General features: G+C 41.4%; 19 protein-coding genes. 8 read left to right on the top strand and 11 right to left on the bottom strand.

The window, feature by feature from the left end; genetic code table 11:
• Positions 1 to 11: 11 nt before the first annotated feature.
• The 6 genes from MHI12_RS16790 (at position 12) to MHI12_RS16765 (ending at position 8,855) form a co-directional block, all read left to right on the top strand.
• Positions 12 to 2,519, top strand: coding sequence for a WG repeat-containing protein (locus MHI12_RS16790; RefSeq protein WP_405169808.1), 2,508 nt, complete (start codon positions 12 to 14; stop codon positions 2,517 to 2,519).
• Between the two features lie 426 nt (positions 2,520 to 2,945).
• Positions 2,946 to 4,745, top strand: coding sequence for an ABC transporter ATP-binding protein (locus MHI12_RS16785; RefSeq protein WP_405169807.1), 1,800 nt, complete (start codon positions 2,946 to 2,948; stop codon positions 4,743 to 4,745).
• Positions 4,742 to 6,493, top strand: coding sequence for an ABC transporter ATP-binding protein (locus MHI12_RS16780; protein ID WP_405169806.1), 1,752 nt, complete (start codon positions 4,742 to 4,744; stop codon positions 6,491 to 6,493). Before MHI12_RS16785 ends, MHI12_RS16780 begins: the two co-directional genes overlap by 4 nt.
• 80 nt (positions 6,494 to 6,573) lie before the next feature.
• Positions 6,574 to 7,536: an ABC transporter substrate-binding protein gene (locus tag MHI12_RS16775; RefSeq protein ID WP_405169805.1), complete on the top strand. Its 963-nt coding sequence runs from the start codon at positions 6,574 to 6,576 to the stop codon at positions 7,534 to 7,536.
• 415 nt (positions 7,537 to 7,951) lie between these two features.
• Complete coding sequence (locus MHI12_RS16770) at positions 7,952 to 8,140, top strand: hypothetical protein (RefSeq protein ID WP_405169804.1); 189 nt, start codon at positions 7,952 to 7,954, stop codon at positions 8,138 to 8,140.
• A gap of 316 nt (positions 8,141 to 8,456) precedes the next feature.
• Complete coding sequence (locus MHI12_RS16765) at positions 8,457 to 8,855, top strand: RDD family protein (RefSeq protein WP_341007764.1); 399 nt, start codon at positions 8,457 to 8,459, stop codon at positions 8,853 to 8,855.
• 558 nt (positions 8,856 to 9,413) lie between these two features.
• On the opposite strand, the gene MHI12_RS16760 is transcribed toward MHI12_RS16765, so the two are convergent.
• Both MHI12_RS16760 and MHI12_RS16755 read right to left on the bottom strand, forming a co-directional pair.
• A complete protein-coding gene (locus tag MHI12_RS16760; RefSeq protein WP_405169803.1) occupies positions 9,414 to 10,319 on the bottom strand; it encodes a hypothetical protein in 906 nt (301 codons plus the stop codon).
• Positions 10,320 to 10,987: 668 nt separating this feature from the next.
• The gene (locus MHI12_RS16755; RefSeq protein WP_405169802.1) at positions 10,988 to 11,377 is read right to left on the bottom strand and encodes a hypothetical protein; all 390 of its coding nucleotides are present in this window, start codon (positions 11,375 to 11,377) and stop codon (positions 10,988 to 10,990) included.
• A gap of 289 nt (positions 11,378 to 11,666) precedes the next feature.
• Here MHI12_RS16755 and MHI12_RS16750 point away from each other — a divergent pair, with 289 nt between their 5' ends.
• On the top strand, positions 11,667 to 12,089 hold the full coding sequence (locus tag MHI12_RS16750; RefSeq protein WP_405169801.1) for a hypothetical protein: 423 nt from the start codon (positions 11,667 to 11,669) through the stop codon (positions 12,087 to 12,089).
• Between the two features lie 168 nt (positions 12,090 to 12,257).
• Here MHI12_RS16750 and MHI12_RS16745 read toward each other — a convergent pair whose 3' ends face one another.
• From MHI12_RS16745 to MHI12_RS16710, 8 genes are all read right to left on the bottom strand, one after another.
• Positions 12,258 to 12,632 (bottom strand): hypothetical protein, encoded by a 375-nt coding sequence (locus MHI12_RS16745; RefSeq protein ID WP_405169800.1) that lies wholly within the window; start codon positions 12,630 to 12,632, stop codon positions 12,258 to 12,260.
• An 833-nt stretch (positions 12,633 to 13,465) separates the two neighbouring features.
• On the bottom strand, positions 13,466 to 14,569 hold the full coding sequence (locus tag MHI12_RS16740; RefSeq protein WP_405169799.1) for an SAVED domain-containing protein: 1,104 nt from the start codon (positions 14,567 to 14,569) through the stop codon (positions 13,466 to 13,468).
• Between the two features lie 19 nt (positions 14,570 to 14,588).
• Complete coding sequence (locus MHI12_RS16735; protein WP_405169798.1) at positions 14,589 to 15,098, bottom strand: Mov34/MPN/PAD-1 family protein; 510 nt, start codon at positions 15,096 to 15,098, stop codon at positions 14,589 to 14,591.
• Complete coding sequence (locus MHI12_RS16730; protein ID WP_405169797.1) at positions 15,098 to 16,909, bottom strand: ThiF family adenylyltransferase; 1,812 nt, start codon at positions 16,907 to 16,909, stop codon at positions 15,098 to 15,100. The genes MHI12_RS16735 and MHI12_RS16730 overlap by 1 nt, the downstream gene beginning before the upstream one ends.
• 17 nt (positions 16,910 to 16,926) lie before the next feature.
• Positions 16,927 to 17,958: a nucleotidyltransferase gene (locus MHI12_RS16725; protein WP_405169796.1), complete on the bottom strand. Its 1,032-nt coding sequence runs from the start codon at positions 17,956 to 17,958 to the stop codon at positions 16,927 to 16,929.
• Positions 17,959 to 18,724: 766 nt separating this feature from the next.
• The gene (locus MHI12_RS16720) at positions 18,725 to 18,922 is read right to left on the bottom strand and encodes a hypothetical protein (RefSeq protein ID WP_133385255.1); all 198 of its coding nucleotides are present in this window, start codon (positions 18,920 to 18,922) and stop codon (positions 18,725 to 18,727) included.
• Positions 18,923 to 19,167: 245 nt separating this feature from the next.
• Positions 19,168 to 19,521, bottom strand: coding sequence for a hypothetical protein (locus tag MHI12_RS16715; RefSeq protein ID WP_405169795.1), 354 nt, complete (start codon positions 19,519 to 19,521; stop codon positions 19,168 to 19,170).
• 664 nt (positions 19,522 to 20,185) lie between these two features.
• Positions 20,186 to 20,875, bottom strand: coding sequence for an SDR family NAD(P)-dependent oxidoreductase (locus tag MHI12_RS16710; protein WP_405169794.1), 690 nt, complete (start codon positions 20,873 to 20,875; stop codon positions 20,186 to 20,188).
• 157 nt (positions 20,876 to 21,032) lie between these two features.
• On the opposite strand from MHI12_RS16710, the gene MHI12_RS16705 reads away from it, so the two are divergent.
• Complete coding sequence (locus MHI12_RS16705; protein WP_405169793.1) at positions 21,033 to 21,617, top strand: TetR/AcrR family transcriptional regulator; 585 nt, start codon at positions 21,033 to 21,035, stop codon at positions 21,615 to 21,617.
• A gap of 320 nt (positions 21,618 to 21,937) precedes the next feature.
• Here MHI12_RS16705 and MHI12_RS16700 read toward each other — a convergent pair whose 3' ends face one another.
• Positions 21,938 to 22,897 (bottom strand): L-threonine 3-dehydrogenase, encoded by a 960-nt coding sequence (locus MHI12_RS16700; protein WP_405169792.1) that lies wholly within the window; start codon positions 22,895 to 22,897, stop codon positions 21,938 to 21,940.
• Between the last annotated feature and the right edge of the window lie 18 nt (positions 22,898 to 22,915).

Raw genomic sequence — 22,915 nt, 5'->3', positions numbered from 1 at the left:
AGGAAACTGATATGTCCATGAGCGAACCGCTGTTAACGCAAATTGTGAATCAACATATTCCGGCTGGTGCAACGGTCGTCACTATTGATAAACCTGTTCAACATCCAGCGATCTATGCGGCAGATCTTACCGGTGACGGTATGCCGGAGATTGCTGCAGTCTATCAGTTGAATGGTGAGCTGTATTTGCTCATTCTGAAATTTGTTCAAGGACACTGGATCAAGATGGCACTAATTAAGGGATTGGGGTATGGGGTGACTTTAATGACTGCAGCCCCTGTAACTTCAACGGCAAGGAACAATCTCATTATCGGTTGGCGGATTGGTTCTATTTGGTCTAAGCTTGCCATATATGAGTGGACGGAATCCGGGCTCAAAGATCTGGCGCCTGACGATCTATACTATAGCTATGCAGAGATTATAGATATGCCTGGTCCACATGGTCGAGATGGGAAAGTGGAGATTGCACTCTGGATACATGACACAGGTGAAGCCTATCGTGTGGAGATTATCCGATGGCAGAATGGGAAATGGGTCCCTGCACCGGACGTATATGCAACCTATTATCCCAAAGTGGTGCAATATTACGAGCAACTAACCCAGCAATATCCTGATTATATCTTTTACTGGTATTACCTTGCGGATGCTCAGTACCATGCCGGCCAGTATCCGGCAGCACTTGCTTCCGTTCAGAAGGCACTCAGTTTCCCGGAAGCTTATCCTTCCAGAGAGGTACTACAAGAGCTGGAAAAGAAAATTACGCAGGCGATGGTCCCTGTAAGCCATGCCCGGGTAGCGACATGGTTGTATCCAGTCTCCGTTCGAACTACGAGTGGGACGCGTTGGGGTTATATGGATGCACAAGGCCACATTCGGCTTGAGCCGGTACTGGGTGACGCGCAAGAGTTTCAGCCCAATGGGTTGGCTGTGGTTGTGAAGGATGGTCGAGCCGGTGTGATTAACCTTCAGGGGCAGTATGTCGTTCAACCTGTATACGATTCCATCAATTCCTTTTCCGAAGAACGGGCGATAACCATTGATTCTCAAGGATTTAAGATGATTAATGAACAAGGTACAGTACTGACCAAACGGGCGTACCCGTATATCTCAAATATGAACGACGGTCGAGCATTATTTTACGATTCTAATCCTGGTCAGTCAGATGGTTCGGTGAGTCGGTATGGTTATCTGGATGCGTCGGGCAATGAGGTGATTCCGGCACAGTTCGCTTCGGCGAATGATTTTCAAGATGGCAAAGCGGTTGTGCAGATTAAGGACAATGAATATGTACTCATTAATCGCAATGGACATCGGCTCGCAACGTACCCATATGCCTATGTGGGACCACTAGGGGATGGTCTGCTGGCTTTTCAAAAAGAAGCCTCGGGCAAGTATGGGTACATCGACGAACGGGGTAATATTCGCATTCAGCCCAAATTTTCATCGGCATTTCCTTTTAGCGGCGGGCAAGCGATTGTTAATACAGCAGAGGACTACAAATCGAACTATGGTGTCATTAATACGCAAGGATCGTTTATCATTCAACCCGCATATAATGACATCCGCGAACTAGGCGAGCATCGTTATGCGCTGGGGCAAGCAATTAATCTGGAGCAGCCGTATATTGGCTCTGTATACGCGATTGCAGATACCAATGGCAGAAGACTTACGGAGTTCCTATATCGCGAAGTGAGCAATTACAAAAACGGCCTTGCTTCCGCATCGGATGGCAGACAGACCTATCTGTTGGATCTGAGTGGAAGACCTGCCGCTGGGTATCCCCATGTAGAAGGTTCGGGTACGCTGGAGGTCGTGGCACCAGATCTGATTAAGGCCTATGTAGACCAGCGTTTATCGTATGTGAATCGGGCAGGACAGATCATCTGGCGGCAAAATACAATCGTTCCACTTCATCCGCCGTACCGTGTACGCGAAGAGAAATACAAACCGAACAGGGACTATCTCGTATATTATCCGCAGGTGGAGGGATTAACGAACCAAGCGGAGCAAATTGCGCTAAATGCCAAGTTGAAGCAACTCTCCCAGGTTAAACCGATCCCTGCGGATCAGCAGCTGGATTATACGTATACAGGTGATTTTGATATTACGTTTTATCAACAGCAATTGCTGCAACTGCAACTCACAGGTTATAATTATCCGGCTGGTGCAGCCCATGGTATGCCTACGATGATCTATGCGATCATTAATCTGACGAATGGTCAGTTGTATGAGCTGAAGGATTTATTTAAACCGAATAGTGACTACGTAAAAGTGTTAAGCCAGATTGTGGGGGATCAGATCAAAAATGATCCTCAATACTCGTATGTGTTTCCGGACACCTATAAGGGGATTAGTGCGGATCAGCCGTTTTTTGTCTCAGCGGATGCTCTGCATCTCTACTTCAACCCGTATGATATCGCGCCCTATGCGGCAGGGTTTCCAACGTTTACGATTCCTTTTGTCCAGATCAAGGATATCATTAATACAGAAGGTTCGTTCTGGAAAGCTTTTCATAGTTGAGTGTCCATTCACAGGTTAAGCGAGGAAGCCATATATCCAATATGGCTTCCTTTTGGATTCAATAGGAGACAGTCTAATGATGTAAGTAACTCCTTCACATATTTATCCATACTAAATGGAAAATATTACGGGAGTTACAGATCAAAGAAGTCATATTTGTCTATGCAAACAAAAAACGAAAACTTTCTACAACAACACTTCTTTTGCTTGGCGAGAATGTAAATACTTCACCAGTCATTCTCAAGTTAAGCGACGAGGTCGTATGTCCAATTTGGCTTATAAGAAGCTGTGAGACAACAATAATCCGTGAAGAGGTATTATTGCTCCGTGAAGAGGTAGTGATCATTCAGGGCTCTGTGAGATATTAATGTGCGTATATAGCACTGTGCTATATTGAGAATGATTATTAATATCAGGAGGGGTGAGATGAACAACACATCTGAAGTGTTCGGGTTAATGCAAGTAACGAAGGAGCGCAAAGGTCTGCTGATCACAGCAAGTATCTTCTCGACCCTGTCGAGTCTGTTGCAGATTGTTCCTTTTGTCGGAGTGTATAAAATCGTCGAGGAACTGCTAACTCATGCGGGGCAGCCCTCTGCCATGGACAGAGATCTGTTGATCTATTGGGGGATCGTCGCATTCGTAGCCCTGATTGCAGGGCTTATTTCGCTCTATATCGGGGGGATGTGCTCACACATTGCCGCGTTCAACATTTTGTACCAGCTCAGAGTGAGACTTGCGGAACATGTTGCCAAAGTACCCATGGGGTATCACACTCGGACGGCAACCGGTGAGCTGAAGAAGATCATCGAAGTCAGTGTGGAGAAAATCGAGAAATTTATCGCCCATCAGTTGCCGGATCTGGTGAGTGCGGTCGTCATTCCACTGATGCTCTTGGGATATCTGTTCTGGCTTGATTATCGCATGGCGCTGACGCTTATGGTTCCGATTGGAATCGGGTTCTGGCTCCAAAGTCGTATCTTCCGCAGCGAACGAGGCCGTCAGGCTTATCGTGATTTTCAGCTTGCCATAGAAGAAATGAATGCGACGGGTGTTGAATACGTGAGAGGTATGCCAGCAGTGAAAGTATTTGGCATTACAGCCGATTCATTTCTAACGTTTAAACAGGCGGTAACGCGGTACCGGGATATTTCGTTGAAAATAACAGGTTTATGTAAAACATCTTACGGGCTGTTTTTTGTAATCATGATCTCGTTATTTACCTTCATTGTTCCGGTGGGTATTCTGCTGTCAAGTGGAAATGCGGGGAATCAGTCGTTTGCGATCACGTTTATTCTGTTTCTGATCATTACCCCGAGTCTATCTGCACCGTTATTGAAGTTAATGTATCTGGGTAGTGGGATGCGAGAGATTGTGGAAGGACAGAAGCGGATTGAATCGGTGTTTGCCGAGCCGCTTGTACAAGAACCTGAGTTGCCCAAAGTTCCGGATACATATGAGGTTGCCTTTCGGCAGGTATCGTTTGCTTATGAACGTAAGGAGAGCGAAGCATATAAACCTGTACTTGAACAGATTGATTTTGTAGCCAACGCAGGAGAGATGACCGCATTTGTCGGACCTTCTGGTGGGGGGAAGTCAACCATTGCTAATCTATTACTTCGTTTCTGGGATGTACAGGAAGGTGAGATTACGATTGGTGGAATTCCGATTCAGGAGATGGGTACGGAGAAGCTGATGGATACCGTGTCCTTTGTATTTCAGGATGTACATCTGTTCTACGATACGATTGAAGAAAATATTCGGATGGGCAATACATCAGCTTCACGACAGGACGTTATAGCTGCGGCTCAAAATGCTTGCTGTCATGAATTTATCGAGAAGCTGGACGCCGGATATGATACCAAAATCGGAGAAGGCGGCACGTACCTGTCCGGCGGTGAAGCACAGCGAATTGCGATTGCACGGGCATTGCTCAAAAATGCTCCGATTCTGGTCCTGGATGAAGCGACGGCCTACGCGGATGCAGAGAATGAGCACAAGATCCAGCAAGGTCTAGCCCAATTGGTTCAAGGCAAAACAGTACTGATTATTGCTCATCGTCTAACAACGATTCGTGCAGCAGAGCAAATTCTCGTGATCCGAAAGGGAACGATTGCCGAGCGTGGGACACATGATCAATTGCGTGCATTAGGCGGAGTGTATGAGCACATGTGGCAAGCCCATATCAGTGCAGCTTCCTGGAAGCTTGGAGGTGCAGTACGATGAGGAATTATTTATACAATATATCTGGGGGTAACCCGCGTAGTCTGCTTCCTTCGGTAATTGCAGCGATTCTGGACGGGATTGCAAAGATTGTTCCTGCGGCGCTGCTTGTGGACATATTCAATACGATTTATAAGTCTTTCTCTGAACCGGACAAAGGACTGGATATCAACCGAATGTGGATTGTATGCTGCATCCTGTTTGCCTGGCTTCTGGTGGAATATGCGGCTTACGCTTCGCTCTATGACAAGACCTATCGGGCAGCATACAGCCTCGCGGCCTCAGGAAGGTTGAAGCTGGCAGAACATATTCGTCATCTGTCGTTAGGATTTTTCGGGAAACGTGATCCTGGGGATCTGACGAATCTGATCTTGAGTGATTATGGTCAGGTCGAGCATACGATCTCTCACAATCTGTCACAGCTGATCAGCGCGATTGTGCTTCCGGTGCTCGCTTTTGGCGGACTTCTGTTGGTGGATTGGAGAATGGCCGTAGCCATGTTTGTTGCCGTTCCCTTAGGTGTAGCGCTGTTATGGCTTACGGATTCGATTCAGGCACGGCTGAGTGAGAACCATGTTCGGGCTAAAAATGAAGCCGCCAGCCGGCTGCAGGAGTATCTGAGCGGTATTCGTGAGATTAAGGCCCACAATATGGGGGGGAAACGTTTTGAACGGCTGCGTCGTTCTTTTGACGAATTGAAATCCGCTTCCATTCGGTTGGAAGGCATCATGGGACCGATGATCATGGGCGCGATGTTGCTTGCACGATCAGGAATGACATGGATGATTCTCGTGGGCAGTTATTTGCTTGCAGGCGGTGAGTTGTCCCTACCGGTATTTCTGCTATTTTTGCTGGTAGGTACGAAGGTATTTGAGCCGTTGACGGTTGTACTGATGAGTTATGGGGAGATGCGGTACTCTGCATATAGTGCAAGACGCATTATGGATGTGCAGCAGGAAGCACCGATGGCAGGAACGGGAGATGTACAGCCCAATCAGGCGATTTCATTTGACCAGGTGACCTTTGGATATGATGACCAGCAGCCGGTGTTGAAAGACTTGTCCTTTACGATTGAGCCGCATACCATTACTGCGCTGGTGGGCCCATCCGGTAGTGGTAAGAGTACAGTCACACGTCTCATTGCCCGTTTCTGGGATGTACAGCAAGGCACCATTCGCATTGGTGACAGACCCGTTGATCAGATGGACCCGGAGAAGCTGTTGCAGGATATCTCTGTGGTCTTCCAGGACGTGTATCTGTTCCAGGATACGATCGGCAACAACATTCGTGTAGGAAAGAAAGACGCTACGCAATTCGAGATTGAAGAGGCCGCGCGCAGAGCTTGTTGTCATGAGTTTATCTCCAGTCTGCCTCAAGGGTACGATACGCTCGTTGGCGAGGGTGGATCGACGTTATCTGGTGGGGAGAAACAGCGTATTTCCATTGCACGTGCTTTGTTGAAAAATGCATCGATCGTATTGCTTGACGAAGCTACAGCTTCACTTGATCCGGAGAACGAAGCCGCAGTGCAGCAAGCGATTAATGAGCTGGTCGCGGACAAAACGGTCATTTTGATTGCACACCGATTAAAGACCATTCAGAATGCGGATCAGATCCTTGTATTGGACCATGGTCAGCTCGTAGAGCAAGGAACTCATGCGCATTTGTTAGATCACTCAGGCATCTACGCTCGGTTGTGGCAATTACAACAGGATGCGGAAGGCTGGCAGGTAAAAGTGAACGGATCATGAGTGTTCGATGAGATAGATAAAAACTGAAGCAAATAAGCCTGATGTGGCTAATGAACTGACATAAAAGGAGAATGACAACGATGTTTAAACGAATTCCTGTATGGATTGCACTATGCTGTATGCTCACCTTGGCGGCCTGTGGAACGACCCAGACCACCAGTAAAATGGCCAGCTCCTCTGAGGGAATTGCACAAGCAACGACCAAATTGATTACCAACCCGAATGGAGAAGAGATTACGATCCCTTTGAATCCAGAGCGCATTGTTGATCTATCCGGCTCTACAGAAGAACTGTTGATCATTGGGAAAACACCTGTGGCCACGATGAGCGCGGATTATGGTAACCCGGAGGAACTCACGCAAACCATTAAGGATCAGCTGAGTGCAGATACCGTTAATCTGGGCTGGTATGGTTTCCCCTTAAGCATTGAAGCTATAGCGGGTGCCAATCCTGATCTGATTATCTTGGGTAAGGATTTTAACACGGATCAGTATGAAACTTTATCCAAAATCGCGCCTACGATTGCATTGCCATACTCCTACTTTGATTGGAGAGAACGCTTGACGTTCCTGGCAGATACGTTTGAAGAAGAAAGCAAGAAAGATGAATATCTGGCCAAATATGGTGCGAAATCTGCAGAGTGGAAACAAAAGCTGGAGGCGGCTGTAAATGGTGAATCCTTTGCCGTAATTGAGACATATCCAAACAACCTGGTCATCTATTCCAATAAAGGGGCAGCTGAGATGTTATACGGTGAATGGGGCCTAAAGCGCACAGAGGGTATCCCTGATCCAGAGGGCTGGGGCGGTAAACAGATCGCACTGGAGGCTCTGGCTACCGTTAATTCGGATCGTCTGCTATTGATGGAGAATAGTGAGAACAAGATGGTAGACAGCAAGGTGTGGAATAACATGAACGCCGTAAAGAACGGCAAGATATACAAAATTTCCAATGTCGATAACTACAACTATTCCTACACAGCCATGGGAAGAATGGAGCTTATGGACCGTTTGGGTACGATGATTCTGGAAGGTCAGAAGTAGTCGTTGAATTAGATCAATTTATGATGGATTAACTTTAACTTTAACTGAACCTAACGGAGGCCTATGTGTAATTGTGTAATTTGTTCGAAATCATGTAACTTGAGCGGTTCTGGCTGCGTTTAGACATTGGGGTGATCTGATGTTGGTGAACGCGGTTCAACGGTACATGGTATTAGCATGTATATTTATTGGAATAAGCTTAACGGCTTATATCGTTCTTGAAAGGATTGAAGGGTACCATATTGCAACGACAGAGTATTACGGCTTACGTAATGCAGGGGGAGTAATATATATTTTATCGCTCATCCTGGGATTCGGACACTATTTAGTCGCTTTTTATGTTGCTATTATTAGCCCAATATCATGGTTTCTGCGGAAATATGTATGCTTTCCTATAGTGAGAACTTTCATCTATATGATTGGGTTTGGATGGGGCGGGCTGTGGGTTTTTGATCTCATGTACAATCCATATTTTGTGAATGGATACAATCTGAATCGAATGACATCGATATGGATATTTGCCATCGCCGGTTTAGTCTACGCCATTGTGGAGAATAAGATTTGGCGAAGAGGGCAGATGCAGAACGAACAGATGGCTACTTAACAAATGTTGAGTAGTTTTTTTGGTTTACATAATTATTATGGTGTTTTTCATTGGAGATTTAGAAGCTGAATACAATATTAGATAGGATTATGTAAGAGTAAGTAGTGAACATGAACAAGCAGCTAAGTTAATTCGATAGTTTGTTATAAAATTCACAAAGAGTGCCAGTGAGAAGAACTAGGAGTTTTATCGTAAAAAGGTAAAATTTTCTGTTATACTATTTGAGTTGTGTACATAAAGTTAGATATTTTAATGAAGGGAGTTCATGAAGTAAATTAGCCGTTTAGTTTAAAATTGTAGTTTGGAGGAAAGCATTTTGTATAAAGCAGGTTTTTGGATTAGATTAGGAGCAAATGTGTTGGATAGTCTTATTATTTCAATTCCGTTAGTGATTATTGCAGGTGTGCTTACGGGTAACTTTGATACGGATGAGCCGATTGCCAAGCTACTTAGTGCTTTATACTCAATTTTATTACCAGTTTACTGGTATGGTCGAACCATAGGCAAACGTATATGTGGAATTCGAATCCGCCAATACGATACACACGAACCGCCAAAAATTGGTACGATGCTGATGCGAGTTGTTGTAGCTGGACTTGTGTACGTATTAACTTTGGGTATCGGAGTTATAGTGAGTGCTTTTATGGTCGGTATGCGTGAGGATCGACGTGCGATTCATGACTTCGTAGCAGGAACAGAAGTAGTTTGGGATTAACTCGAATATTATAAAGAATTGGCTGTGCAGGGGTGAAAATCACTGTGCAGCTTTTAAATCATTAGTACTGTTTCACAAAACTCGTATTTTGTACATATGTATATAGGCCTTTCTCCAAACCTGATGATTTTTGCAATCGGATGATTTGTACATTGGCACAAAGTACCCTACTTTTTTAATGTCTAGCTGATCGTGTTTATCTCTAAATCAAGTCATTTGTCCCATTAGAAATGTAAAAATTGACCTGCACTATGCTGACTATTGAGACTTTAATTATATCGCTTTTTTATTTAGACACAGATCTAATCGGTAATCGGATTATGTTCTTGTTCCATTCCGGCAATCGGTACAAGTTCTTGTCCTTGGCTCGGGACACGAACTTGTACCGATAAATTAAAAAGCCGCTAAATTAGCGACTTCAATGGGACTATGTTCTTGTCCCTCGACAAATCGAGATAGCCCCTAGCTTGTGCATTCCCCGTTGCCGTTTAAATTCCCACCTCTCGTAAAAAAACGTTAATCTGAGAAGATTAACGTTTCATAAATTCTCTTTAACGATTATGGGGTTGGTGCAACTCCATCTTTCCATAAGTTGCATATATTTATTATTGAATCCCTTATTTCTGTTGATTTTTCTATTCTAGGTAGTAAATAATCCTCTCTTTTTTTTGCTGCATTCTGAATAGCATCCATTCGTGCCTTCTTGAATTCTGGTTCTTTTATATCTAAACTTGGAGTTAAAACCGTTCCATTCCAAAATTTTGAAATGTGATAATACGGATCTCCTCTCCTTTCTAGAGACATTCCACTTGCCCATGTATCGTAAAACTCAAATTGAAAACGATAACAGGCTTTAGTTTTATCAATGGGACATTCTTTCTCGTATGCATAATAATCTTCATGAGCAAATGGAGTTGGGTAATACGGACCTACTCCTTTTGAAACGCTATCTTGAGCAATTTGTACTATCATTTCCGCCTTTGGGATTGCCCACTCTGCATATAATTTGCCTCGTTTAAGTAGAACATCATGGTAAGTTTTATAGTAATCTGTATCACCTTCATTTGGTTTTTCACGAAGACTTGCTATTATCAACAAAGCTACGGACATCAGTTGAACAGTCGCCAGGTAGCCCTCCCAACTATTTACTTTTGACATTAATTGCTCAATTATATGATCTGAGTCTCTGTATAAGTCAGTAAGTACATCGTAATCTTTGGTACTTGCTGCTTCAAAAAAGAGTCTTGTTATACTTCTGGATGAGGCGAGATCTCTGTTAAAAAAAGATTCTTCGATAATTTTTTGAACACGTTCACATATTTCCTCAACAGATGTTCTGAATAAATCCCCGGATATTCGTTCTGCAATTCCTCGTCCAATATCGGTTATTATTATGGTTGCAGCCTTCGTACCAAATGCTTCAGCAGCTTTCTGTAAACAAAAAATAAGAATAGTTGACTCCATAGTAAGCTCCTTTCAGATTTTTATTCACTTGTAGCATCCCCATGTTTGCTAAAAATATAATTTTTGTTAGGTATTTTTATTAATTTTTTTGAACAAAGCTATATTCTAATCGACATTGGCCCCATGTCTTTAATCGTTACATTTGGAATTAGTTCTTCCTTTAACTCAGGAAAAGCTCGTTTCTTGATAAAAAAATCTTAGTTTAAGCTAAGTCTAAAAACTTCAACGATTAAAGACTACAACGGGATTTTGTTCATGTCTCTCTACATGGATGTCCTTTAGAAGAACGACATTTTGATACTCATCTAATCGTTAATCGGACTATGTTCTTGTCCCTTGACATCTTCTTCTGCTGATGAGAACTTGTACCGATCCCTTCTACGTTCCCCGTTTCATTCTCAATTTATCTGCGAGGGTGGTTGGTCGGATCAGTAGGTGGATAACCCATGCTATTGAGGCACAGGAAAGCCCGCAGCAATATAAATGACACAATGTTCTTGTCCTCAGAATGGGACAAAAACTTGGTTCCTTAAAACAAAAAAGACGCTAAAATAGCGACTTTAATGGGACCATGTTCTTGTCCCTCGACAACAAGTTATGCAAAAAATTTTGATCTTTCGAATAAAAATTCTGACTAAAGCGGCGGCCGGTATTAACTGCGCCGTTTTTTATTGAGTGTGCTCATTGTCAACGTAAGAAAGGTTTCTTATTTCCGCTGGTAAAGAACCGATAGCGTTCTTATTAACAACTTCTCCAAATTCTATACCAGCGTTATTCGCTATTTCTTCTCTGCATTGCTGAGGTGTTTTATGCCAGTCGGAATCAGCTATGTGTTCTAATTTTTCATAAATTCTGTCCGGACCGTCAAGTGTTTTCTCCGCATACCATGCTCTAACTTGATACCTTAATTCGACTAAGTTTTCCAAGCGCGTATATTCCGAAGCCCAAATATAAGCAAAAGCGGGATTACCTATACATCTATATACGTAATCATTAGTGTGAATCTCCCCTGCATGAAAAACCATCTTATCCTTATTGGTCGTTCGGGTATCTTTCATGTTCTCACCTCCTTTGAGTAAGTCATACTCGATTTATTATGTCTAGGGAACGAAATCGTATGCATTCGATTTTTCCCTCTCCTCGTTTGGTTAAAACAATACATGTTCTTGTCCTCAATAGGCAAACGATATAAGTCATTGTCACTGGCTTTTGACAAGAACTTATATCGTTAGAATAATAAAGCCGCTGCTACCAATTGAGCTTTTGTTTCCCGTTAAAAGGACTCTGTATTGGAATCAACTGCGGATCTCATAAAACTCAGTACTCCGAGGAATCATTATCAAACCAGTGAAGGTATTCCCCGTATCCTTCTTTCTTCAGATCCTCCTTCGGAATAAAGCGAAGCGCTGCCGATTTAATGCAATAACGCAACCGGCCAGACGGGCTACGCATAGTCGTATCGTAAACACTGCAAGTGTTGCCGTGCGTACCAATTTCGTCAGCGGAGTTCGTGTGACTACCACGTCCGTTCTCGTTATCGCAGCACTGGCGTTAACTGCATGCCCAAACAGCGAACCTACAACGAACCTGACTCCGACCGAAGCGCTCTCGGCAGCAGAGGAGGTCGCCGATCTCCCCAAGCGATTGAAGCCCCGTGGGGTGAGGACATGGTCGTCAAACCCGGTGATGCCGTCGTGCAGAACCAGGGCAACCCTGGCGACATCTACCGGATCTACGGTCCCGCCTTCGACTGTAACTACGAGATCGTGAGTGAACCTGCTCACTGCTCAATAAAAATGACACGTCTAAACGGACCGCTGGGATAATTTTGCATCCCTTCCCTCATTATTCCTTATTGTTGTATTACTATATATTAGAACTTTGAACAAAAGCAGCCGATTGACGTTGACCAGCTTTGAGCTAACGTTTCCCGTTAGTTTAATCTTGTTTCTTAGTAGGAATAACATTAACATGATCTACCATATAGCCATTAAGACCATCTCGTCGAAACGTCATTTGAACTGTTTCTGGCTGCTCTTCTTTCATTACCGTCATTTCCACAATGAACTCAAACTCCAGGATATCCTCACCTTGGATCGGCAACACATGGGCGTTCCCGAACATAAAATTATTGTGGTACTTTTGTTGAAGTGCATCCATTATTTGAGGATGTAACTCGATTATCAATGCCTGCTGCATTAACGAACATTGAATTGTGTCTGTTAACGGCGGAGTTTCTTTGGCCAAGGCTGGAGTTTCGATCACAGAAGTTAATCCAAGCACTAAAACGATTGTCAAGATTACTTTTATCAAATGCATACACCTCGTGATTGGGATATTTTATTTTTTCCCAATATGATGAGTTGAATGCAGTTTTATTAAACTAACCTGCCCGTTAGCTTAATGAACTATCGTCCATGTGCTCCATAACGTCAACCGGTAGAAGTTCTTGTCCTCGACAGCTTGTTTCAGTACCAATAATTCGCTTGATGAATACCTAACCGCCTCTATTCTAAGAAGTTGTTCCATAACAATGTGAAAACTGTCCTCATTATGCTGCTTATTGAGGTTTTAATACATCGATATTACTTAGATAATCATCTAATCGGCAATCGGATTAAGTTCTTGTCCTTTTCGGTAATCGGTACAAGTTCTTGTCCTGAGCTTGGAACAAGAACTTGTACCGATAAAATAAAAAAGCCGCTAAATTAGCGACTTTCAATGGGAATATGTTCTTGTCCCCCGACAATTTCCTTTCACTCATGATGAGGACACAATGAATTATGTATAGGGAATACTTCTCCTCGTCTTGGAACCTGAGGTTGGCATGATTGGTATACATTCATCCTGTGAATTTGTGGATACGAAAAATGGAGACAAAAAGGCATACGGGCCCGCATACCTATTGTCTCCTTAAGTGATATCCTTTACTTTTGTTGAAAGATTCTCCTCATCCCTGTTGATTAGACGACAAGGAAAAAATTGTATTTCATAATGTAACTATCTTACAGAGGAAAGAATATTAATTCAATCCTGAGATGTACGATAGAACTATGAGCCATGATTTCTTCGAGTGAAGGAGAACAACAGATTCCATTCTAACCTGAGATTCCATGAAGGCAAACAATCATCATCTCATTTCACGATTAAATACAAAAAGCTTTCTGATAGCGAGGGGTCCCTCGATACTTAAATTCGTACACAACTACTTCTGGCCACATATTTGTATTGATACTCCGTCCGAGCTCAATAGCCAACCCGGCTGGTCCACTAAACAACAGATGAATTAATTTATACTTCTTTTGACGGTGTAAGGCTTCAACATTATCCTTAAAAAGCTTTTGAATTTGCTGTACATGTTCAAAATAAAGTAATCGTTTTACATGAGGATTCTTAATCAAAATATCATACCGATCCTGGTTTTCTCCCAAAATGGCATGAACATCCTCGTCTGTAATCGTATCACTAACTGAAATAGTTACAACCAACTCATTAGATTCCTTATCTGTGAATGACGTAGTAGGATTCAAATCTTCTAACAAAGCTTTATCCGGTGCTTTGTTAACCCAGAAGCCTACTTCTCTATCATATTGGTATACTGTTAAAGGAACTGTGTCTGAAATTAGTTTCCCTAAATGAATTAAAAGGGGGATTGGAGAAATGGCATAAACTTCAGCTACATCGTACTTTCCTTTATTGATTCGAGTGACAAACTTTGCGTAGAGTTTCTCATTATCAGCTTTTCCTTGCTCCCAACCAGCAGGAGAGAAATTAGTGAATTCAACTTGACTTTCAATAGCTTCAAGCATGATATTAGGAGAATGTTCGGTTAAAGGTAATGTCGTAAGTGGTGGGCCGAGCCTCTTATGAACAATAGCAAGACTCTTCTTCTTCTCATCTGTCCAACTTCTTACCCATTCTTCATGTTTGCTCTTCATATCAAACAATAAAGCTGGTGGAAATGAGCCTCTTGTGTGAGGATCATCAATTAGCTTAGAATGTGTATAACACATAAGCATTAAATTAGAGATATCTTCCAAGTTGCCATCAGAGTACCCAAATTCTTTTGCAAACTCGTGCCGAGCTGCCCCCTTTTTATGACCAATAATATGTGCTTTAATACCTGAATTTGTCAGTTTCCCTTTCGTATTAACAACTAATCTTTCATTACATCCTTCGAATGTACAAATCCCCCCACTCACCATCCATAAATGGTAATTTTCCGCAGATGAAAGATTTCTTCTAGTCATTACAACACCTCCATTGATATTAGTATTGAATTTCGTTCCGTTTATAAGACCCAATTCTAAGGAAAGTATCTTTGTTCGCTTGTCGTTGTCCATACCATACAACTAGCTCTATAGTTCCTACAATGATAAAAAACAATTGATTTTGGTCTTGTATAGATTTTGCTAATAATTTTCTCCATTCACGCTTGTCTATAGCAGAAGGAGTTGGATGTGTTTCAGGATGTGTATGCCATTCACCAAGATAGAAACATCTGCCTTCACTACTTTCCCAGGTCTGATTAAAAAACTCCTGGTGCTCAGCAGCTTTCCTAATAAAACGGTGCCTCGTTTGAACATCGCTTTCCATAGGACGTGATGCATGGTCTACTACTATATGAGAACTACAATCAAGTACTCTTCCAATTAAAATCCCCCCGGATTCCGGGGAATTCTTTTGATCTTGAGCAAAGGAAAACAGCATTTGTAAGACGTCATTACCTATCTTAATTTTACGATTATCGGGTAAGGGGAATATAGCTTTTGACATCATTAATGTGACTCCTTTTTAGAACAGACAGGACAGTTAGGATCATAATAAAGTAATTTATTTTTCATCAATGTTTCCTCTGACATTTCATATCTACTACTTACCCGAAAGCCATGTTCTACAAAGGAGGCTGAATCCCCTTTCCAAGATAATATTGGGTTTCCTTGTATTTGACCCCGAGAAACTTGGTAAACCGTACGCAGTACTTTATTTGCTGTCTCTTCGCTATCAAGAAAGCTATATGGAGTAAAGTAGGTACCACATCCACCAAGCGATTTAGTAAATGACTGGCCGGGTTTTGCAAAAGAGGATAGATTTCTTATTGGTTCTTCATTACTAAGAGGTCGGAATAGGCACTGATAGCAGCCATGTTTCTCTTTATTTAGAGTGACAAGGACATGCCCTCCTATCCCAAAGGGCTCAACCCAAGAATAAATAACTGGAGGGGAGCTATCTAGTTTGTGCATATACCTATTAATAGACATTTCTACGTTTGGCGCACCGATACAGACAGTAACATAGTTAACCGTACTCCAATCAATTAGGTTTTCAGTGAGTACTGTTTTTATTCTTTTTGGGATAGTAACTACTTCTGTAAAAGGATATTTACGTTCGAATTCCTTTTTTAAGGCTTCAACTTTAAATTGACGGATGAGTTTTTTAGATTCATTATTATCAAACACCTGGTCAAACCCAAGTTCATGGCGATATATGTTTTCTACATCAAGAAAGTCATGGTCGATAAGAGTTATCCTTTGAAAACCGGCTTTTGCTAATCCCGCTGCAACTAAACTCCCAATAGCGCCTACGCCAACAACGACAGCGTTTTTGTTAGTGAAACCCGTATCTCCCCCAGTTCTTTGGAGTAAAAATTCTTTTTGATGTCTATAAATTTTAAATGGACTAACTTCTATTTTTAAGGGGCGTTGAACAAAAGGATGGATTGTTTTTTTTCCTTTACGAATCATGCCTACTGGATAATTTAATGTCATACCGAACATTGCTTTTTTTTCCGTGTCAATAGGTAGCCCTAGGCAGAAATAGTCATAGTTACGGTTTCTTTTTGGGGTATTACTTAGCAATTTCAATAGAATATTTTTGTTTGTTGAATCAAGATTCTTCATAATAAAATCTTTTGAATCCTTAAAGCTCCAGAATTGGCCACGTCTTGGTGGTAAGGTGAATGTTCCATTTTTAAGAGGGATATAAATGCATCTTGTCTTGATTAATTCCTCTTTGGGTAAATGAAATGTCGTTCGCATATAGTGTTCTGCATTATAATTCTTTTCGCAAATAAAGTACGTTAATTCGTTCTTGGGCATCATATATATATCCAACTCGCGTACTGCCCCATTATTCTCGTTAACAATTGTATGTGCTTCACAGTTGCAGTTCTTTGCCCAGTATACCTCAAATTCCTCAAGAAAATCATGATTTTCAGCTGTCGTTTCCCCAGTTTCAAGGACAGAGATTACTTTCTCTAAACAATCTAAAACGACTTTACCGGGATATCTTTCATCAATGACTAGACTTTCGTTCTGTGTAAAGCAGATAAACCTATCATTTTCAATATGGGGAATAAAACCAAATTGTTGCTGAGAATCATAGAAGTGAGGCAGGGAGGCAGGAAAATCAAAAGGCAAACCGACCACAAGAGTGGCCGGTCCCTCTAATATTTCAATCTGAATTCGAAATGCATGTTCTATATTACGAGGATACTGCTTGAGGGACACTTCGGAAATCAAAGTTATATCTTCTACAATAGCTTTGCCATATTTTTTAATATAGTCTATAGTCTCTTCAATAATATTCACAACTGATCCCTCTTCTCTTACGCTGACTCTGTTGACGGAATTATAGCTGGAATTGCAGCTCTTTGCCCAGGATCTTTGGAAGGCACAGGAAAGTCGTCTCCAAATTGTTTTTGAAGTATAGTTGCTCCATCTGCGCTATCGACCTCATCTCTTGCCTCAATAAGACAAGCTAGGAGTTTCTCTAACTTCTCTTTGAATACCTTAATTTGTTTCAGGGTCATTCTTTCGAGCAAATTAGGGTAAGGAGAAACTGGTAAATTTACTTCTACATAAGGATATTGAATAACCTCACCCTCCTCAACCGCCAATCTAGTGGTGAATGTTGAAAGAAATGTAGAGATAAGGTGGATAAGAGCCTCACTGTCACGATATTTTTTTTCTCCAGAAAAAAAGTCTACAACTTCTGTTTTAACTTGCATATTATGATAAACAATCGAGGTTAGAGCAATCCCAGTAGGCTTACCATAGGTAGTACCTTTAAATTGGACATCTTTCCAACGTTTAAGATAACGAACGATTCTACGGAATTGTTTTCTGTCATCCTCGTCCGAATATTTTTCTCTAATCTCTTTAATTAAATCTTTAGGGTTTGATTCGTTCCAACTCTGATTTTCTAAAGTACTTCCCAACTTACTTTTTGCTAAATATACCTTTCCATCATTATTCTCTGACGCATATGTTGTTACATCAACATGATACCCAGCAGCATATGTAACAGTTACACAGGGGGTTTTCATTACGACATCGTTTGTGTGACCCACAAGGGCATCATAGACCCAAGTTTTTGCCTCAAGAGGATTCGCATCTTCCTTTGACATGTCAAAATAAAGTCCTAAGTCAATGTCATAATTTTCTCCGTCTAAAGGTTTAATACCAGTTCTCATCGCATAACTACCCTGATTAAAGGTTGTGTAGGACTTAGCAGCTGCTGGCATTTTTTCAGTTAGACGTTTGATAATGATATCTCGTTTTTCTTTAAGAATGGTAGACTCGTCGCTTAGTTTAATTGCATTATGAAAACCTTCGAATTGGCTTTGATTATGCGGCATAAAACTTCATCCTTCCACAATGTTATATATTCTCATTATTTGTGCATAAAATATACACAAATTAAAAATTGCCAATCTGTTTCTGCTCTTTAAGAGTAATGGGCATTAATCATGCCATGGGCCGATTTACCTATATAATCGTAATCTAGTAACTGGAAAAAGTCAACATATTTTATGCGAACACTTGATCCTATAATAGCTTATGTTGTATTTTTGAATATATATATATACTATATGTTGATGTTTCTATGGCTTGAATTAAATTAATCTAAAGATGTCTTATATAGATAAAAATGAGGAACGGCATACATCGGAGTATAATAGCCTGTTAGTCGCTCAAAAGAGACTCACTACTCACACTTATATATTCATCTAATCGAAAATGGGAACATGTTCTTGTCCTCAACCGCTAGTTTTAGTCCGATATTTCGCTTTTTTAATACTAGAGACTGTGTTTAACCTCTCTTCGTGTCAGTTGTCCCATATCAATGTGAACATTTTCATTTATTATGGTACTTAATGAAGTTCTAACTGCATGTGCTCAATGTTTAGCTATGCATCTAATCGGCAATCGGACTATGTTCTTGTCCATTCCGGCAATAGGTACAAGTTCTTGTCCTTTTCGGCAAAGGACCAAGTTCTTGTCCTCAGCTTGGGACAAGAACTTGGTTCCTTAAAACAAAAAAGCCGCTATAATAGCGACTTTTAATGCAACAATGTTCTTGTTCCGCGACAGCTGAACAATGATCAGCTCATTTATTTCAGCTCATGGGTATTCAATTTCCTTTTTGTTACCATTTTTTTCATATATAATCTCTGTTTTTCTGCCATCCGGGTATTCCTTGATCATTTTTTCATTTTCTTCATATACAATGGGCACACCATTGCTTTTGGCCTCTTGTCTGGCCGAGAGTGTTGCTTTTACTAAAATTTCATTCAATTCAGAAATTGACATACGTTTCATGTGAAGATACCCTCCTTAAATAATTGTACGTAAAAGTTTCACACTATTATGGGCGGATCACTACTACAATGGCTATTCTATCTCCTACCTTTTTTTTAAGTTCAATATGATTTAAGTTTTTTTGGTAAGGTGTTGATTTAGAAAGTTCATTTGGCCAATAAAATACACCTGCATTAATAAATGCCCCATATTCCTCAAACGTATCTCTTGATCATGTGCTTGTCCCTCGACACGTCAACAAATTATCACTTCACTCTTTCGGAAATATTTTTACTTATTTCTTCAGGATTTTCAACACCAATGATCAACTTTGATATTTTGAACTTACCAACTTTAAAGCTATTCAAATCTAAATGAAGAGTTTCAAGCTCATTTTCAAAAAAGTGCAGTTGATAACCACCATTTGATCTAAATAACCCATTTCTCTTTTCTCCTAATAAAGCACCATATAGTTTAAAAGCATTGGGTATTGGTCTACCTGTTGTTATTCCCTCGATTGAAGAGTATGGAATTTGCAACCCTTTATCTAATTTTAAAAAGGGTGAGTTTCCAAAGTCGATATTTACGTAGTTTTCCATTAGTTGAATTTTACGTTCCATATTTTGATTCCCCCATTTTCTTTTCAAATAATCCATTTATTTCATAACCCATAATTACATATAATACCACAGACACCTCTTTTATTCATGAGTGTCTAAGCACTGCCCTCTGCGCCTTCGCGGGTTACGTCCTCCTTTATATATTCCAATTCCAGTCACCTATTAAAGAACCTACGCGTGTAGCATGTAGTGCTTAAACAGGGACTTATCTTTAACCTGAACACTAAGAAAATACTATATTTTCGCTGGACAATTAGTTTATTTTTCCTACGCAACTGTTAAATGAAATTGCATGAAACTTAGTTAGGTGTTTATCTAATCGGTAATCGGCTCATGTTCTTGTCCTTTTCGGCAATCTGTACAAGAACTTGTACAGATAAAAAAAGCAGCTAAATTAGCGACTTCAATAGGAATATGTTCTTGCCCCTCGACAGCTGATGATCGAACTTAAAATCCCCCCCGATACTTTTCTTACTACATCATAGACACCTCTTGCTTCTACAGTGCAGTAGATCGGTTCCTGTGCCAACAAAAAAGAAGTCGCTCTTATAGCGACTTCTTCATCTCTTTCAAGTGTTTCTTAGCACAAAATATATGCCTAGTTCTAAAGCTCATCTACTTGGTTACAACTGTATGTTATGACCTGCTGAAATCATCACCAATGTTAAAACAGAATGCTTTCGGGGGTAACGCCCTTAGGATACTCTTCTTCCCATACCTTTTTCTCTACATAGGCCTGGTACCACATCTCTGCAATGACATCCGGATCATTAATTGCGCCGGTACCTGACTCCTTGATCAATAAACCTAATGAGCGGTGGCCCACAAAAATCCCTTGAGCAGACAATGAAGTATGAAGATTAGCAACATAATTGCGTAACCCTGAAAGAGCAATACCGATATTCCCCATCATGGACACAGGGTACATGGCGGATAATCCTGAGGTAAAGAGCAAGGCTCCCTCTTTCCTGGCGAGCATATCAGGGAGAACAGCATTGACGACATGGATGGCACTAACCACATTCGCCTCAAATGCGTCCCTGGCGTTCTCCGCCGTTAACTCCAATACAGAAGTGGGAGGATAATTGCCTGCTGTTGGACTGAATTCCAACACATCAATCTGACCATACTTTTCTTTCATGTTGGTCATAGCCTGTTCAATCTGTTCCTTGTTAAAAATATCTGCTACGAAGTAAGATGCCTCGATACCATCCGCTTTCAGTTCATCCACCATATCTTGCAGCTTTGCAGCATTTCTTGCAACTAATGCCACTTGGAAGCCGTGCTTGCCAAAGCTCTTCGCAATAGATAATCCTAATCCCTTACCTGCACCAATAATCGCCAGTGTTTTCATTTATGATTCTCCTTTTATGAATGAGTTAGTGAGTTCAATTGACAGTTTTAATTGTAAAACGTACACTTAAAGGACTCAATGGTTGATATAATTCAATGTGTTAATTAAACATCACTTTTAATAAATCCGACTATTATTTATGGAGGGGAAGCACGAATTGGGTAAAGATAAAGTGGATCTGCGCATTCTCAAAACGCGGAAAGCCATTAAAGAAGCGTTTCTGAGATTAGTACAAACCAAAGGCTATGAACGAATTACTGTGCAGGACATTGCCGAAGAAGCGATGATAAATCGCAACACATTTTATTTGCACTATGTAGATAAACCTCAATTCATGGAGAAGTTATTTCAGGAAAACGTGGAGAGTTTAAATGCTTGCTTAAGCCTGGAAGTGAGTTCAATTCATGAGATGGATAAAGATATGTTTGCTACCATGTTAAAAACGATTTTCGACGATATTGAAGCCAATATGACATTTTTTAAGACAATGATCACTCAAAATATTTATCCAAACTTCTCCGTATACTTGAAAGAGGCTTTTAAAACGATCATTTTTTCGGGGATCGGCGATCATCGCCACGATGAGAAGATAAAAATTGGCATCGAATACATGATATCTGGATTGGTAGGAGTAATTTGTCTCTGGATTGTTGAACCGGAGAACTACAGGGTAGATAACTTTATCGAGCAACTGAGTGAAATTCACTATTCTAACATGGTTGACTTGCTGAAGGATACTTGATAATAAACCAAATTAAGATGTGGTCGTTTAAATAAATTCGGTTTGGTCGGTCCTCACTTGAAACCCAAATCATTCAAACGGATGGCTAAGGCGACTCTGAAGAAAAGAACATTGCACCTTCTGCAGAGAGACTTCAAGAAAAGAATCCCTGGTCTCGATCTTCTGACGGATATCACCTCTTTACCTTATGGCCAGTCCAAGATGTCCTCTCACCATCGTAAGCCCTCTTTGAATGAGAGCAATCATTAAAAAAGCAATTCGGATTTAATCCGAATTGCTTTTTCTAGCGATGTCACTCTTCGATCGAATTCATAATAACTTTAAGCCTTGCGAAGCATTTGTCTTTCGCTTAGGTGTGAAAGCATATCTTTCGTCATGGCCTTCAGGTCGTAGCGAGCATGAAATCCCCATTCTGTTTTCGCTGCTGTCGCATCAATGGAATGCGGCCAGCTATCGGCAATCGCCTGTCTCTTCGGATCAATGTCATAATCGAGGATAAAGCCGGGAAGCTCATCCCGAATCGCTGCAGCGATCGCCTCCGGATCCACGCTCATTGCGGTGACATTAAATGAATTTCGGTGCATCAACCGGGAAGAATCCGCTTCCATCAAATCGATGATAGCGTTCAGGGCATCCGGCATATACATCATGTCCATGTTTGAGCCCTTGGCGATATAAGATGTATACCGGCCAGTCGTCACGGCTGCGTAATAAATTTCCACGGCGTAATCCGTCGTTCCTCCGCCGGGAGGCGTCATATAAGATATCAAACCCGGGAATCGCAGCCCCCTAGTATCCAGGCCATATTTGTGAAAATAATAATCACAAAGCAGTTCGCCGGACACTTTGTTCACGCCGTACATCGTATTGGGCCTCTGGATCGTATCCTGAGGGGTATTGTCTTTCGGAGTCAAAGGACCAAAAGATCCAATGGAGCTTGGAGTGAAAAATTGGCAGCCGAGCTCCCTGGATATTTCAAGTGCATTCATCAATCCGCCCATATTCAAATTCCAGGCAAGCAGCGGTTTCTCCTCTGCGGTAGCCGACAGCAGCGCAGCCAAATGGATGACGGTATCAACTTCGTACCGCTTGGCGATTTCGAACATCGCCTTATCATTCGTCACGTCCAGCAGCTCGAATGGCCCGGATCGGGTAATTTCGTGGGCTGATGACCTGAGATCCGTAGCAACGACGTGATCCGCACCATAAATTTCACGTAATTTAACAACTAACTCAGAACCGATTTGGCCCAGTGCTCCGGTCACCAAAATCTTGTACATAAGACATTCCTCCCGAAA

Source organism: Paenibacillus sp. FSL H8-0280 (assembly GCF_045040665.1).
GTDB classification, from domain to species: domain Bacteria; phylum Bacillota; class Bacilli; order Paenibacillales; family Paenibacillaceae; genus Paenibacillus; species Paenibacillus xylanexedens_A.
This window is presented reverse-complemented; position numbering and strand designations above follow the sequence as displayed.

Bases quoted from the DNA above. Each gene is read 5' to 3' on its own strand.
- MHI12_RS16790 (WP_405169808.1), top strand. From the start codon at position 12: ATGTCCATGAGCGAACCGCTGTTAACGCAAATTGTGAATCAACATATT.
- MHI12_RS16785 (WP_405169807.1), top strand. From the start codon at position 2,946: ATGAACAACACATCTGAAGTGTTCGGGTTAATGCAAGTAACGAAGGAG.
- MHI12_RS16780 (WP_405169806.1), top strand. From the start codon at position 4,742: ATGAGGAATTATTTATACAATATATCTGGGGGTAACCCGCGTAGTCTG.
- MHI12_RS16775 (WP_405169805.1), top strand. From the start codon at position 6,574: ATGTTTAAACGAATTCCTGTATGGATTGCACTATGCTGTATGCTCACC.
- MHI12_RS16770 (WP_405169804.1), top strand. From the start codon at position 7,952: ATGATTGGGTTTGGATGGGGCGGGCTGTGGGTTTTTGATCTCATGTAC.
- MHI12_RS16760 (WP_405169803.1), bottom strand. From the start codon at position 10,319: ATGGAGTCAACTATTCTTATTTTTTGTTTACAGAAAGCTGCTGAAGCA.
- MHI12_RS16755 (WP_405169802.1), bottom strand. From the start codon at position 11,377: ATGAAAGATACCCGAACGACCAATAAGGATAAGATGGTTTTTCATGCA.
- MHI12_RS16740 (WP_405169799.1), bottom strand. From the start codon at position 14,569: ATGACTAGAAGAAATCTTTCATCTGCGGAAAATTACCATTTATGGATG.
- MHI12_RS16735 (WP_405169798.1), bottom strand. From the start codon at position 15,098: ATGATGTCAAAAGCTATATTCCCCTTACCCGATAATCGTAAAATTAAG.
- MHI12_RS16725 (WP_405169796.1), bottom strand. From the start codon at position 17,958: ATGCCGCATAATCAAAGCCAATTCGAAGGTTTTCATAATGCAATTAAA.
- MHI12_RS16720 (WP_133385255.1), bottom strand. From the start codon at position 18,922: ATGAAACGTATGTCAATTTCTGAATTGAATGAAATTTTAGTAAAAGCA.
- MHI12_RS16715 (WP_405169795.1), bottom strand. From the start codon at position 19,521: ATGGAACGTAAAATTCAACTAATGGAAAACTACGTAAATATCGACTTT.
- MHI12_RS16710 (WP_405169794.1), bottom strand. From the start codon at position 20,875: ATGAAAACACTGGCGATTATTGGTGCAGGTAAGGGATTAGGATTATCT.
- MHI12_RS16700 (WP_405169792.1), bottom strand. From the start codon at position 22,897: ATGTACAAGATTTTGGTGACCGGAGCACTGGGCCAAATCGGTTCTGAG.